The 14,420-nt window shown below is 64.6% G+C and carries 10 protein-coding genes; 9 read left to right on the top strand and 1 reads right to left on the bottom strand.

Features of this window, described 5'->3' with window-relative positions:
* The first annotated feature begins 34 nt into the window (after positions 1 to 34).
* From FJ979_RS09660 to FJ979_RS09620, 9 genes are all read left to right on the top strand, one after another.
* Positions 35 to 3,211 carry a multidrug efflux RND transporter permease subunit gene (locus FJ979_RS09660; protein WP_140580947.1) on the top strand — a complete coding sequence of 1,059 codons (3,177 nt, stop codon included), beginning with the start codon at positions 35 to 37 and terminating at the stop codon, positions 3,209 to 3,211.
* Positions 3,212 to 3,226: 15 nt separating this feature from the next.
* Positions 3,227 to 4,381, top strand: a complete 1,155-nt coding sequence (locus FJ979_RS09655; RefSeq protein WP_140580723.1) for an efflux RND transporter periplasmic adaptor subunit — start codon at positions 3,227 to 3,229, stop codon at positions 4,379 to 4,381.
* 176 nt (positions 4,382 to 4,557) lie between these two features.
* Positions 4,558 to 5,250: a GntR family transcriptional regulator gene (locus tag FJ979_RS09650; protein ID WP_140497917.1), complete on the top strand. Its 693-nt coding sequence runs from the start codon at positions 4,558 to 4,560 to the stop codon at positions 5,248 to 5,250.
* A 29-nt stretch (positions 5,251 to 5,279) separates the two neighbouring features.
* Complete coding sequence (locus FJ979_RS09645; RefSeq protein ID WP_140580722.1) at positions 5,280 to 6,386, top strand: mandelate racemase/muconate lactonizing enzyme family protein; 1,107 nt, start codon at positions 5,280 to 5,282, stop codon at positions 6,384 to 6,386.
* Complete coding sequence (locus FJ979_RS09640) at positions 6,383 to 7,567, top strand: mandelate racemase/muconate lactonizing enzyme family protein (RefSeq protein WP_140580720.1); 1,185 nt, start codon at positions 6,383 to 6,385, stop codon at positions 7,565 to 7,567. Before FJ979_RS09645 ends, FJ979_RS09640 begins: the two co-directional genes overlap by 4 nt.
* A gap of 233 nt (positions 7,568 to 7,800) precedes the next feature.
* The gene (locus FJ979_RS09635) at positions 7,801 to 9,465 is read left to right on the top strand and encodes an ABC transporter substrate-binding protein (RefSeq protein WP_140514726.1); all 1,665 of its coding nucleotides are present in this window, start codon (positions 7,801 to 7,803) and stop codon (positions 9,463 to 9,465) included.
* A 70-nt stretch (positions 9,466 to 9,535) separates the two neighbouring features.
* Positions 9,536 to 10,489: an ABC transporter permease gene (locus tag FJ979_RS09630; protein WP_140498118.1), complete on the top strand. Its 954-nt coding sequence runs from the start codon at positions 9,536 to 9,538 to the stop codon at positions 10,487 to 10,489.
* The gene (locus tag FJ979_RS09625; RefSeq protein WP_140497909.1) at positions 10,486 to 11,364 is read left to right on the top strand and encodes an ABC transporter permease; all 879 of its coding nucleotides are present in this window, start codon (positions 10,486 to 10,488) and stop codon (positions 11,362 to 11,364) included. The genes FJ979_RS09630 and FJ979_RS09625 overlap by 4 nt, the downstream gene beginning before the upstream one ends.
* A complete protein-coding gene (locus FJ979_RS09620; RefSeq protein ID WP_140580719.1) occupies positions 11,357 to 13,408 on the top strand; it encodes an ABC transporter ATP-binding protein in 2,052 nt (683 codons plus the stop codon). Before FJ979_RS09625 ends, FJ979_RS09620 begins: the two co-directional genes overlap by 8 nt.
* Positions 13,409 to 13,430: 22 nt before the next feature.
* On the opposite strand, the gene FJ979_RS09615 is transcribed toward FJ979_RS09620, so the two are convergent.
* The gene (locus FJ979_RS09615) at positions 13,431 to 14,333 is read right to left on the bottom strand and encodes a LysR family transcriptional regulator (RefSeq protein WP_140497905.1); all 903 of its coding nucleotides are present in this window, start codon (positions 14,331 to 14,333) and stop codon (positions 13,431 to 13,433) included.
* Between the last annotated feature and the right edge of the window lie 87 nt (positions 14,334 to 14,420).

The following is a 14,420-nucleotide window of genomic DNA, read 5'->3' as shown; positions in this document are numbered from 1 at the left end:
GCAAGGCAAGAGCAGCCGGAGAGGCGTGCGTGTCGTGGTAAACTTCTTCATTCACCGCCCGATCTTCGCCTCGGCGATCGCCATCATCATGGTGCTCGCCGGGACGATTTGCTATTTCCTGCTGCCCGTCTCGCAGTTTCCCGACATCACACCGCCGCAGGTCGTGGTCAGCGCCCACTATCCGGGAGCCAGCGCGCAGGTGGTCGCCGACACGGTGACGACGCCGCTGGAGCAGCAGATCAACGGCGTGCAAGGCATGACCTACATGTCGTCGACCAGCTCCAACGACGGCTCCTCGACGATCACCATCACCTTCGATGTCGGCTATTCCCTGAGCACCGCCGCCGTCGACGTCCAGAACCGCGTCTCGCAAGCTGCCTCGTCGCTGCCGGCGATCGTCAATCAGGGCGGCGTGACGATCAAGAAGCAGAATCCGAACTTTGTCCTCATCGTCAACCTCACCTCGCCCGACGGTTCCGTCGATCCGGTGGCACTGTCGAACCTTGCCTATCTGCAAGTGGTCGACCCGCTGAAGCGGCTGCCCGGTGTCGGTGACGTGCAGATCTTCGGCGAGCGGCGCTATTCGATGCGCGTCTGGCTCGATCCGGACAAGCTCGCCAATCTCGGCATCACCGCCGTCGACGTCCAGAACGCCATTGCCGAGCAGAACGTCCAGGTGGCCGCCGGCAAGATCGGCCAGTCTCCGGCGCCTGCCGGCACCGCTTTCGAGATGCAGGTCAATGCCGTCGGCCGGTTGAGCGATCCCAAGGAGTTCGGCGACATCGTCGTGCGCGCCAACACCACCACCGGCTCGCTGGTGCGGCTGCGCGACGTCGCCCGCATCGAGCTCGGCGCCCTGCAATATTCGTCGTCGGCCTTCTTCGGCAAGGACCCGACCGTGGTGCTCGCCGTCTATCAGATGCCCGGCTCCAACGCGCTCGATCTGCAGCAGCGCGTCAAGGACAAGATGCAGGAGCTGTCCGCCCGCTTCCCCAAGGGCGTCAGCTATGCCATGCACTACGACACGACGCGCTTCGTCTCGGCCTCCATGCATGACGTGCTGATCACGCTCGGCGAGGCTCTGGTCCTCGTCGTCGCCGTGGTTTTCATCTTCCTGCAAAGCTGGCGCACCACAATCATTCCGACGATCGCCATCCCGGTGTCGCTGGTAGCGACGCTGGTCGTCATGGAGATGATGGGCTTCTCGCTCAACATGCTCTCCCTGCTCGGCATGGTGCTGGCGATCGGCCTTGTCGTCGACGACGCCATCGTGGTGGTCGAGAATGTCGAACGACAGCTCGAGGCCGGGCTGAAACCGTTGGCGGCTACCAAGGCCGCCATGGCCGAAGTCACCGGTCCGATCATCGCCACGACAGCGGTGCTGATGGCCGTCTTCGTGCCGGTCGCCTTCATCCCCGGCGTTTCGGGACGGCTCTACAACCAGTTCGCGCTGACGGTGGCGATCTCGGTCGGCATTTCCGCCTTCAATTCGCTGACGCTGAGCCCGGCGCTGAGCGCTGCCTTCCTGCGCCATCGCCAAGGCACGCAATTCGTGCTGTTCCGCTGGTTCAATTCGGGCTTCGACAGGCTGTCGCATGCCTATGCCAATGGCGTGCGCATCCTCATCCGTTTGCGCTGGATCATGCTCGGCCTTTTCGCGGCCGGACTGGTCGCCACCTATTTCGTCTGGGCGAAGCTTCCCTCGACCTTCCTTCCGGTCGAGGACCAGGGCTATTTCTTCGTCGTCATCCAGTTGCCCGACGGCGCTTCGCTGGAACGCACCGACGCGGTGGCGCAGAAGGCGCGCGACATCCTGCAGGCGACGCCCGGCGTCGACATCGTCGGCTCGATCAGCGGCCTGAACTTCCTGACCAGCGCGGCGCAGTCGAATTCCGCAGTGGAATTCGCCATCCTCAAGCCGTGGGAGGAGCGTGGTCCCGACCAGAGCGCCTCCAAGCTCGTCGCCGACGTGCGCGGCAAGCTGATGCAGATCCCGGAGGCGTTCGCGCTCTCCTTCGATCCGCCCTCGATCCCGGGCATCGGCACCACGGGCGGCTTCGAATTCGTCGTCGAGGACCTTACCGGCCGCGGCAGCACCGCGCTCAACGACGCAACGCAAGCCGTGATCGCCGAGGCGCGCAAGCAGCCGGAAATCAACCCCCAGCAGCTTTTCTCGCCATTCTCGACCTCGACGCCGCAGTTCAACTACGACCTCGACCGCGCCAAGGCGAAGCTGCTTGGACTCAATCTGCCAGATGTCTTCAACACGCTGCAGATCTATCTCGGCTCGCTCTACGTCAACGACTTCAACCTGTTCGGCCGCACCTTCCGGGTGACCATCCAGGCCGACAAGGATGCACGCGCGGGTGCGGCCGACATTTCGCGGCTCTATGTGCGCAATGCCTCCGGCGGCATGGTGCCGCTCAGCACGCTGGGCAAGCTGGTGCCGTTCGTCGGCCCGGAAACGGTGCCGCACTACAACAACAACGCCTCGGCCTCGATCAATGGCGGCGCCGCGCCCGGCTATTCGTCCGGCCAGGCGGTCGCCGCCATGGAACGGGCCGCCGCCACGGCTCTGCCAAGGGATTTCGGCTTCGAATGGACCGGCATCACCTTCCAGGAGCTCAAGGCGGGATCGATCGCGTCGGTCGTCTTCGGCCTCGCCATCGTCTTCGTCTTCCTGATCCTGGCGGCGCAATATGAGAGCTGGGCGATGCCGTTCATGGTGCTGCTGGCAGTGCCGCTCGCCTTGTTCGGCGCGTTCGTGGTGCTGTGGGTGCGCGGCATGCAGATCGACGTCTACTCGCAGATCGGCTTCGTCATGCTGATCGGCCTGGCGGCCAAGAACGCCATCCTGATCGTCGAGTTCGCCCGGCGACGGCGCGAAGAAGGCCTCAGCATTGTCGAAGCGGCGATGGAAGCGGCACGGCTGAGGCTGCGGCCGATCCTGATGACGGCCTTCGCCTTCATCCTGGGCGTGCTGCCGCTGATGTTCGCGACCGGCGCCGGTGCTGCCAGCCGTCAATCGATCGGCACCACCGTCTTCGGCGGCATGGTGGCGGCGACCATCCTGTCGCTGGTGTTCGTGCCGGTCTTCTATGCGGTCATCGAACAGCTGCGCGAACGGCGCGGCGGCGACGAGCCCGCTTCCCTGCATTCCGAACCAACTGCCGAACCCGCCTTGCCGCCCATGGCGCAAGCGGCCGAATAAGATTGGAGACTGAACATGCGTAAATGGAAAATCGCTTTGGGCGCCGCTGTCGCGCTGGGCGCAATCTCGGTGGCGAGCGTTCACCTGCTCGATATGGGCAGCCTCAGCCTCAATGCCGGCACGGCCGGAGCGGCAACGCCCGCTCCCGCGGCATTCGTCATGCCGGTGCCGGTGACCAGCGTGGTGAAGAAAACGATCCCGATCTATCTCGACTATGCCGCCCGCACCGAACCGATCCGCAGCGTCACGCTGCAGGCCAGAGTGCCGGGCTACCTGGAAGAGCAGGCCGCCGAAGACGGCGCCGACGTCAAGAAGGGCGACCTCCTCTACAGGATCGCGCCGCAGGACTTCCAGGCGGCGCTCGACCAGGCGAAGGCGCAGGTGCAGCGTGATACAGCGACGCTCGACTATGCCCGCTCCAATCTCGGCCGCGGCACCGAGCTCGCCAAGAGCGGCTATCTGGCCAAGGACAGCTTCGACCAGCGCACCAGCACCTTGCGCGAGGCGCAGGCGTCGCTGGCGCTCAACCAGGCGGCGGTCCGCTCGGCCGAGCTCAATTTGAGCTATTCGGAGATTCGCGCTCCCTTCGCAGGCCGCATCGGCCGTAACCAGGCCTCGATCGGCACGCTGGTCAGCGTCGCCGGCACGGTGCTCAACACGCTGGTGCAGCTCGACCCGATCTATGTAACCTTCAATCCGAGCGAGAGCGATCTGGCGCAGATCGAGGAAGCTCGTGCCGCCGGCCCGATCGAGGTCGAGGTGCTGTTCCCGGGCGAGACCGAAGCCCATCAGAAGGGTGAACTCACCTTCATCGACAACACGATCGACCATTCGACCGGCACCATCACTGCGCGCGCCACCATCGGCAACGCCAAGTTCGCGCTGCTGCCTGGCCAATATGTCCGCGTCCGGCTGCACGTCAAACAGCAGCCCGATGCGCTTATGGTGCCGCAGGTGGCACTGGGTTCGAGCCAGCTCGGCAAATATCTCTACGTCGTCGGCAAGGGCAACACGGTCGACCAGCGGCTGGTCTCGACCGGGCCGACCAGCGGCGACCTGGTGGCCATCCTGAGCGGAGTCACGGAAGGCGACCAGGTGATAACAGGCAATCTGCAGAAGATCGGCCCTGGAATGCCGATTTCGCCACTGCCACAGAAACCGGCCACCTGACTCCCCCGCAGGCCCGGTTTCAGCGCGGCGCCCCGGCCTTCCCACAGGTCGCGGGCGCCGCTTTTGCGAGCAGCTCCGCCCGACCAGTACCGGCCATGTGAAAAAAGCCGCAAAAGTCCTTGTTAGATTGTCGACAATCTGCTTGTCTTGCCCTTGTTTCGTCGGGAGTGGCCGGGATGGCAAAGGCGGATTTCAGTCCAATCGCGGATACGACCCGACGCGCGGAGATCGTGGCGCTGCTGCGACGGGCAATCCTGACCGGCCAGTTGGAGCCGGGCCAGAAGCTCAACGAGCTGCGGATTTCCGAGCAGATGCGCGTCAGCCGCGCGCCTTTGCGCGAAGCGATGCGCGAGCTGGTGCAGGAAGGCATCCTGACCAGCATCCCCTATGCCGGCACCTTCGTCATCAATGTCACCGCCAAGGACATCGACGATGTCTACTCGCTCAACAAGGTGCTCGACGAATTCGCCATCGAGCGGACATGGGAGCTGCGCGATCGGCGCTTTTTCGATGAGCTCGACCGGCGCCATGAGGCGGTGAAGCAGGCGACGCGCGACCGCGACACCACAAGGCAGATCGAAACCGCGCTGCAACTGCATGGCCTGATTCACGAATGGGCCGACAATTCCGTTCTTTTGGAAACATGGCAACGGCTGACCAGCCGGTTGCAGATGTATTTTGCCCTGCACCAGCAGGCACGCAACGAAGCGGTGCCTGCCGAGAACGTTCACGAGACTTACGTGCGGCTGCTCAAGGGCGACGACATGCGCGCTGCCCAGCGCCACGCCCGCGAGCATATAGACCACGACTTCGAAGAGCTTCTTGCCTACGCGCGCGCTCTCGAACGGCGCCCGTCGAAAGGCGCCTGATCCTTCCCCAGCGGACAACGGACATCAACGTGCAGATCGCAACCATCAAAGCCTACCATGTCGCGCAGCCCTTCGTGGACGGCCCCTATCGCATGTCGAAGGGGCGCGTCGCCGACGCCTTCGACGCGGTGATCGTCGCCATCACCTCGAACGATGGCATCACCGGCTGGGGCGAGATGGCGCCGCTCGGCAATTTCTATTCGGCCGCCTTCCCGGCGGGCGCCCGTGCCGGCGTTATGGAGATCGCCACGCACCTCATCGGCCACGACCCGCGCGGCCTCGCCGGCATCGGCCGGCTGATGGACATCGTGTTCAAAGGGCATCCCTACATCAAGTCGGCGCTCGACATGGCCTGCTGGGATCTCGCCGCGCGCGCCGCCGACGTGCCGCTGGTGACGATGCTGGGCGGCAAGGAGAGCGATACGGCCGAGCTTTACAAGGTCGTCACCCATGGCAGCGTCGATGCCATGGCCGCCCTTGCGCAGCGCATCGTCCAGGACGGCTTCCACCGGCTGCAGGTCAAGGTCGGCGGCAACGTCCGCGACGACATCGAACGCGTCACGGCGGTCGCCGCCTCAGTGCCGAAAGACACTGTCATCTTCTGCGACGCCAATGCCGGCTGGACGCCCTACCAGGCGCGCCAGTTCGCCGATGCGACGCGCTCGATCGATTACACATTCGAGCAACCCTGCACGACGATCGAGGAAAACATGTCGGTGCGCCGCATGCTCGACAAGCCGATGGTGCTCGACGAATCCGTCACCTCGCTCGAGGACATGCTGGAAATCCATCGCCGAGGCGCGGCCGACGGGCTGACGCTGAAGATCTCGCGGCTCGGCGGCGTCGGCAGGACCCGGCTGATCCGCGATGTCGCCGTCGACCTCGGCTTCATGATCACCGTCGAGGATACCGGCGGCGCCGAGATCGACACGGCAGCCATGGCGCATCTGTCGCTGTCGACGCCGCAGGAGCGCCGCCTGCACGCCATCGCGTTCCACGAATGGGTGACGGTGCGCACGGCGTCGAACAAGCCGCCGGTCACCGGCAGCCGCATGGGCGTTCCGGATGGTCCGGGCCTCGGCATCGACGTCGTCCCGGATCTTCTCGGCAAGCCCTTCTTCGAGGTCGGCCAGTGAAAATCCGCGGCATCAAGGCGACGCCGATCAACCTCAGGCTCGAGGCGCCTTATGCCTGGGTGTTCGGTGAACTCGACGGCTTCTCGCCGACCATTGTCGAAGTGGAGACCGAAGATGGCCTGATCGGCCTCGGCGAAGCACCGACGCCGGCAGCAGCCGCGATCATCAACGACATCCTGGCACCGCGGCTCGTGGGCCGCGACGCCTTCGACATCGCGGGCGCCGAGCATGTCTGCCTCCCCTACTGGACCGGCGTGCAGTCGATCAACGACCGCACCCGCATCATGGCCTTCGGCGCGATCGAGATGGCGCTCTGGGACCTGCGCGGCAAGGTGTGGAACCAGCCGCTCTACCAACTGCTCGGCGGCGCCGTGCGCAAGGAGATCCCGTTCACCGATTACTTTTCGCTGCGCGGCGACGGGCCAAGGGTGAAAGGCGAGACGACGCCGGAGGAAGTCGCCGACTACTGCGTCGAGCTTCATGAGACCCACGGAACGACCTTCTTCGAAGGGAAGTTCTCGACGCAGGATCCAAAAATCTCGCTGAAGATGATCGAATTGATCCGCAGGAAGCTCGGCGACGATGCAATGATCCGCATCGATTCCAACCAGGCCTATTCGCTCAGCACCGCCCGGCGACTGACGCGGCCGCTGGAAGAGCTTAGCGTGCGCAATTGGGAGGATCCAGTGGCGACGATCGAGGAGATGCGCGAACTCAGGCGCCATTGCTCGATCCCGTTCTCGACCCACAACATCGACATCGCCCGCGCCATGGACCTCAAGGTGCCCGACGCCTTCGTCGGCAATCCAACCGCGCATGGCGGCATCGGCCGCATGCTGCGCTTCGTCGGCGCCTGCGAGCACGCCGGCATCGATTTCTGGTGCTACAGCGGCGACAGCGGCATCGGCAGCGCCGCCTACCTGCATCTATGCGCGGCGCTCGGCTGGATACGGGAACCGAACCAGTCGCTGTTTCGCATGCAACCGACCGACATCACCGAGGAAGGACCGTTTTGCCCGAGGAACAATGTCGTGCCTGTGCCGGAGGGGCCCGGTCTCGGCATCACATTGTCGCGAGAACGGCTCGCTGCCTGCCATCGCGACTTCGCCGAGAACGGGCCCTGCAACAAATATCACGATCCGGCAAAGCCCGGAACTTACCGTCGTTTGCCGCTGAACTAGATGAGGGCGGCCGGCCAAAACAGAAGAAGCCAGCCACCGCGATCCCGATCGGAAAGGGTGGCCACGGACCAGAGGAAGCAGTGCAGCCCAGAAACCGGCACGTCCACGCCAAGGACTGGATGGACCGGACAAAACCGCGTGCTACAGTCCCGGTCTACAGGCCTCTGGCGACCGGAAACGGTGTAGTCGCGAATTTTCGTCAACCATAAGAAACAGGGGAAAGGGTCAAACCCATGAGCAAGAATTATCGCATTCTCGACCTCATCCGGCGCAACCGCTCGCCGCTCGAAAATCACCTCATCGACGGTCTCGTCGACGGCCGTGTCAGCCGCCGCGACTTCATCCGCCATGGCAGCCTGCTCGGCCTGTCGCTGCCGCTGCTGGGCGGCATCACCACGGCCGCGGGCCTCGGCGCCATGCCGTCGCTCGTCCGGGCGCAAGGCGCGCCAGGCGCCACAATCCGCGTCGCAAGCAGCGTGCCGGCGGCGACGATCGATCCTGTCACCATCGCCGATGCCGGCGGCCTGCTGATCATGCAGCAAGTCGCGGAGTTCCTCTGCGTCGACGGCCCCGATCTCGTGCTCAAGCCGGCGCTGGCTGAAAGCTGGAAGCCGAACGACAACGGCTCGGTGTGGACTTTCAAGCTGCGCAAGGGCGTGAAGTTCCATAGCGGCGGCGAGATGAAGGCCGACGACGTGGTGGCCAGCATCGACCGGATCGCCGACCCGGCCAACTCGTCCAACGCACTGTCGGTGTTCACCGGCATCCTGTCGAAGGGCGCCAGCAAGAAGGTCGACGACTACACGGTGGAATTCCACCTCGACGCCCCGAACGGCAACTTTCCCTACATGGTGTCGTCCGACAATTACAACGCCGTCATCGTGCCGGCGAGTTACAAGGGCGACTACGAAAAGAGCTTCGACGGCACCGGGCCCTTCAAGATCGACAAATACACGCCAAAGGTCGGCGCGTCCTTCGTCCGCAACGAAGGCTACTGGGGCGAGAAGGCGCTGCCGGAACGCACCGAATTCACCTTCTTTGCCGACATGCAGCCAATGATCCTGGCGCTGCAGGGCGGGCAGGTCGACATCATCAACCAGATGCCTGTGCTGTCTGGCGTGGCGCTGCTCAACGATCCCAACATCGACATCATCAGCCTGAAATCGTCGGCGCACCAGCAACTGCACCTGCGCTGCGACGACGGGCCGATGAAGGATGCGCGCGTGCGCCGCGCCATCGCGCTCAGCCTGGACCGCGACAAGCTGGTCGCGGGCCTGATGAAGGGGCGCGCCGTGGCTGGCAACGACAGCCCGTTCGCCCCGGTTTATCCCTCGACCGATGCGAGCGTGCCGCAGCGCAAGCAGGACATCGCGCAGGCCAAGCAACTCATGGAGGCGGCGGGCGCGGGCAAGGGCTTCAAGATGACGCTGACCACCGAGCGCTATCTCGAAATCCCCGAATACGCCCAGCTCATCCAGAACTGGGTCAAGGAAATCGGCATCGAGCTCGAGCTCAACATCCTCGACCAGAGCGCCTATTACGGCGACGCCGTGTTCGGCAAATCGAACTGGCTGGACTCGGAAATGGGCATCACCGACTACGGCCACCGCGGCGTGCCGAACGTCTATCTTGCCGCCCCGCTGAAGAGCGAAGGCACGTGGAACGCGGCGCACTTCAAGAACAAGGACTACGACGCGCTGGCGACCAGCTATATCGCGGCCCTCGATCTCGAAGCGCAGAAGGCGACGGCAGGCAAGATCCAGAAACTTCTGCTCGAGGAGACGCCGGTCATCTTCGGCTATTTCTACGACTATCTGACGGCGACGGCGAAGGGCGTGGCCGGCGTGCAGCCGACCGCGATGTCGCAGCTGTTCCTGGAAAAGGCGTCGAAGGCCTGAGCGGAAGGGAAAGCCAATCCTATAACAGCCAGCTTCCTGACGGGAGCTGGCTACTCAGGGAGTGTTAGCCATTCTCTCCTTCCTTGTCCGGCGCGTCTCGCTTTCGCTCGTCACGCTGTTCCTGCTCAGCATCATGGTCTTCCTGGGCGGGCAGGTGCTGCCCGGCAATGTCGGGCGCGCCATATTGGGGCCGTTCGCCGACCAGCGCGCCGTCGATGCGCTCAACCATTCGCTCGGCGTCGACCGGCCACTGCTTGCCCAGTACTGGAGCTGGATTTCAAACTTCGTCCAGGGCGACATGGGCACGTCCTACATCTTCCGCTCGCCAGTCGCCCCCTTCGTCATCGATGCGCTGGGGAATTCGATGAAGCTGGCGGCGGTCGCCTTCGTGCTGGTGGTGCCGATCGGCATCCTTGGCGGCGTCGTCGCGGCGCTCAACCTCAACCGGCCGCTCGACCGCATCATCAGCCTTGGCGGCCTGTCAGTGACGGTGCTGCCGGAGTTCGTCACCGGCATCATCCTGATCCTGATCTTCGGCGTCTGGCTGCGCTGGCTGCCGATCTCGGCGGCATGGCCGCGCGATGCCGGTTTCTTCACGCAGCTTTACTACCTGATCCTGCCGGCGCTGCCGCTGTTCCTGGTGCTGTTCGGCTATATCGCGCGCATGGCGCGCTCGGGCATGATCGAGGCGCTCGATTCCGACTATACGCGAACCGCGGTGCTCAAGGGCCTGCCCTGGCGCACGGTGATCTGGCGCCATGTGCTGCGCAATGCGCTGCTGCCGACCATCACCGTCATTGCCACCCAGACCGGCTATCTCATCGGCGGGCTGGTGGTGATCGAGACGCTGTTCCGCTACCAGGGTATCGGCTCGCTGATCTTCACCGCTGCGCGGGGCAAGGATTTCCCGATGCTGGAATCGGGCATCCTGACCATCGGCATCGTGTATGCCGTGGCCACCCTTGTGGCCGACTTCCTCTATTCCGTGCTCAATCCACGCATCCGGCTGGGGTCAGAACAATGAGCGCCGTCCAGACCAGTCCCGCCAGACAGGACGACACCCGCCAGCGCAGCCCCCTGGCGGAGGTTTTGTCCTCGCTGCTTCGCTCCGGCACCTTCCTCGTCGGCATCACCATCGTGCTGTTCTGGGTCGCCTGTGCGCTGTTCGGCGAACATTTCGCGCCCTACGATCCGCTCGCCGACGACATCATCAACGCGCTGGCGCCGCCTTCGGCCGAACACTGGTTCGGCACCGACCAGATCGGCCGCGACGTCTTCTCGCGCGTCATCGTCGGCTCGCGCGACATCCTGACCGTGGCGCCGCTGGCGACATTGCTGGCGACGGTGGCCGGCACGGCGCTCGGGCTGCTCACCGGTTACTTCCGCGGTATCGTCGACGATGTCGTCAGCCGCATCCTGGAAGCCTTCATGGCAATCCCGGTGGTGATCGTGGCGCTGCTCGCCATCGTGGCGCTCGGCACGTCCAAGACCACCGTCATCGTGGTCATCGGCCTGAGCTTCGCGCCGATCATCGCGCGCACCGTGCGCTCGGCGGTGCTGGCTGAGCGCGAGCTCGACTATGTCGCCGCGGCCCAGCTCAGGCATGAGAGTGCGCTGCATACGATGTTCGTCGAGATCCTGCCCAACGTCATTCCGCCGATCCTGGTTGAAACGACCGTGCGGCTTGGTTATGCCATTTTCGCGGTTGCCACGCTTTCCTTCATGGGCTTCGGCATCCAGCCGCCGTCGCCGGACTGGGGGCTCTCGATTTCCAGCAATTACGGCATGATCGGCGGCGGCTTCTGGTGGACCGTGCTGTTCGACGCGCTCGCCATCGCCTCGCTGGTGATCGGCGTCAACCTGGCGGCCGACGGCGTGCATGGAGCCTTCAATGACTGAACCCTCCAAGACCCGGAAGGCGCAGGCCCAGAACGCACTCGACCTCAACGACCTGTCGGTCGCTTATCGTGTTTCCGGCCGAAACCGGGCGGTGCTGCGCAATCTCAGTCTCACCATCGGCCAAGGCGAGGCCTATGGGCTGGTCGGCGAATCCGGCTGCGGCAAATCCACGGTCGCCCTTTCCGTCGTGCGCTACCTGCCGCGAAACGGTTCCATATCAGGCGGCGCGATCTCGCTCGACGGACAGGACGTCATGAAGCTCGATGCCGAGGCGCTCAGAAAGATGCGAGCCGAAAGCGTCTCAATGGTCTATCAGGACCCCGGCAAGGCGCTGAACCCGTCGATCCGCATCGGTCGCCAGCTGACCGAGATCTTCGAGCTTGGGGGCAAAACGGGGCAGGCAGCCGAGGATCGCGCAATCGCCATGCTGAACCGGGTGCGGATCTCCGATCCGGTCAGCGTCATGCAACGCTATCCGCACCAGCTTTCCGGCGGCATGCAGCAGCGCGTGGCGATCGCCATGGCGCTGGCCAACGATCCTTCGATGCTGATCCTGGACGAGCCGACGACCGGCCTCGACGCGACCGTCGAAGCCGAGGTGCTCGACCTGATCGCGCAGCTGCGGCAAGAATTGTCGGCCTCGATCCTGTTCATCAGCCACAATCTCGCCGTCGTCTCCAACATGTGCGATCGCGTCGGCGTGCTCTATGCCGGCATGCTGGTCGAGGAAGGGCCGACGGAGGCCGTCTTCAACGATCCGCGCCATCCCTATACGGTAGCGCTGCTGCGCTGCCTGCCGCGCGGCGGCCAGCGCAAGGACCAGGGCCGCCTCGACACCATCCCGGGCTTTTTGCCCGGCATCGGGGCCGACATCAAGGGCTGCCCCTTCACCGACCGCTGCGCTCTCGCTACAGACCGCTGCCGCAACGAGTTGCCGCCGCTCTACGAGCTGGGCGGCCGGCTGTCGCGCTGTCACTATCACGAGAAGGCGCAATCCCTCCCGCGCACGACGCCCAGCGACGCGCCCGCCGCGCCGAAAGCCGCAGCCACGCCGGTATTGCGGGTCGCCGGGCTGAACAAGACCTTTGCCAGCCATGGCCATTCGCTGCGCGCGGTGAAGGACGTGTCGCTCGATCTCAGGCCGGGCGAAACGCTCGGGCTGGTCGGCGAGTCCGGCAGCGGCAAGACCACTTTCGCCAGGCTGCTGCTCGGCCTCGTGCCGCCCGACGACGGCGGCAGCATCGAGCTCGAGGGCAAGGCGCTGGCGCCGCGGCTGGGGGACCGCAGCGACGACCAGGTCAAGGCGATGCAGATCGTCTTCCAGAATCCGGACTCCGCACTCAACCGGTCGCATTCGATAAGGCATCTGATCGGCCGCGCGCTGAAGCGGCTGGCGGGCTTGAGCGGCAAGGCGCTCAAGGCGCGCCTCGACGACCTCGTCCGCTCGGTGCGGCTGACCGACCGGCATCTGGCCGTGAAGCCGCGCCAGCTGTCGGGCGGACTGAAACAGCGCGTTGCCATAGCGCGCGCCTTCGCCGGCGATCCACGCATCGTCGTGTGCGACGAGCCGACCTCGGCGCTCGACGTGTCGGTGCAGGCCGCGATCCTGAACCTGCTCGCCGATCTGCAAGCGAAGGAAGACGTCAGCTACATCTTCATCTCGCATGATCTTGGCGTGGTGCGCTACCTCTCCGACAAAATCGCCGTGCTCTATCTCGGCCGCATCATGGAGCTTGGGCCGTCGGAGGACGTTTTCTCCGGCCCGCATCATCCCTACACCGAAGCGCTGCTGTCGGCCGTGCCCAGGCTCGACCAGACCGAGACGGCGCGCATCCGTCTCGACGGCGAAATCCCCAGCGCCACCAATCCGCCGCCGGGCTGTGTCTTCCACACGCGCTGCCCACGCAAGATCGGCCCGATCTGCGAACAACAGGAACCGCCGCTGGCCGAGGCGCGCCCCGGACACTCGATCCGTTGCCATATTCCCTATGTGGAACTCGCCAGGCTGCAGAGGCCGGCAGCGGTCGATACCGAGCCGGCGTAGCCGAACATACGGCCCCTGCCCTTCACGGATGGCCGGCCATGCTGAAGGACCGGTCGCCCTCGGCAAAGCCCTGCTCGCCGGCCCAATCCCTCGTCAGTGCCCGCAATCCCGCCAAGGCCACGTCGAGCACATCCGACGACGCCGGATTGCTGGGATAGGCAAGATAGATCGGCCGCTGGAACACGGGCGTGTTCGCGACGCGTTTCATTTCGCCGCGCTCGATATGGCCGCTGACGGCGCTGAGCGGCAGATAGGCGGCGGCTTGCTGCGACAGCACGTGCTGCAAACCGATGAAGACCAGGCCGGCCGAAATGGCCGGCTTGACCATGCCGGCAAACGCCCGATCATGCTCGATGCGGAATTCGAGCCCCCAGTCCATCAGTATGTAGTTCTCGGTCCATGGCTTCGTCTGCGCGGCATGCTGGACAAGCACGACCTGATCGACGGCCAGCGTTTCGTAAACGATTCCGGGATGCGGCCGCGGCAGATAGAGGATGCAGATGTCGAGCAGGCCTTCGGCCAGTTGGTCGATCGCCAGATCGGGAAAACTGCCCTCGAGCCGTAACGCAACGTTCGGCCGCTCGGCGCGCATCCATTCGACCCATGGCGAAGTGATGCGCTCCCACAGATAGGCGGGCGCGGTCAGCCGGAGCAGTGTTTCATAGCCATCGGGAACGGCGATGTCCTGCCTCGATTGCTCCCAGGTGCGGGTGATGGCGGACGCATGCGGCAGGAACTGGCGGCCGGCCGGCGTCAGCGTGATGCCATCGCGGTCGCGGATGAAAAGCCGTCGCCCCAACTGCTCCTCCAGCACTCTTATCCGCGCACTGACGGTGGACTGGGCAAGGTTCAGCCGATTGGCCGCGACGGTGAAGCTGCCATGCTCGGCAATCTCCAGGAAACTGCGCAGGTTTTCGGTGTCCATGCCTTGGCTCTCCGCATCGAAAATTCCGATGGCCCCTATCAAAAAATATCGCTTTCCGCTCGCGGTCAACGATGAACTAGATGGCCT

It is taken from the genome of Mesorhizobium sp. B1-1-6 (genome assembly GCF_006443035.1).
In the GTDB taxonomy this organism is placed as follows: domain Bacteria; phylum Pseudomonadota; class Alphaproteobacteria; order Rhizobiales; family Rhizobiaceae; genus Mesorhizobium.
The sequence above is the reverse complement of the archived record's forward strand: the minus strand, read 5'-3'. Positions and strand labels throughout refer to the sequence as shown.

Bases quoted from the DNA above. Each gene is read 5' to 3' on its own strand.
- FJ979_RS09650 (WP_140497917.1), top strand. From the start codon at position 4,558: ATGGCAAAGGCGGATTTCAGTCCAATCGCGGATACGACCCGACGCGCG.
- FJ979_RS09615 (WP_140497905.1), bottom strand. From the start codon at position 14,333: ATGGACACCGAAAACCTGCGCAGTTTCCTGGAGATTGCCGAGCATGGC.
- FJ979_RS09625 (WP_140497909.1), top strand. From the start codon at position 10,486: ATGAGCGCCGTCCAGACCAGTCCCGCCAGACAGGACGACACCCGCCAG.
- FJ979_RS09635 (WP_140514726.1), top strand. From the start codon at position 7,801: ATGAGCAAGAATTATCGCATTCTCGACCTCATCCGGCGCAACCGCTCG.
- FJ979_RS09620 (WP_140580719.1), top strand. From the start codon at position 11,357: ATGACTGAACCCTCCAAGACCCGGAAGGCGCAGGCCCAGAACGCACTC.
- FJ979_RS09655 (WP_140580723.1), top strand. From the start codon at position 3,227: ATGCGTAAATGGAAAATCGCTTTGGGCGCCGCTGTCGCGCTGGGCGCA.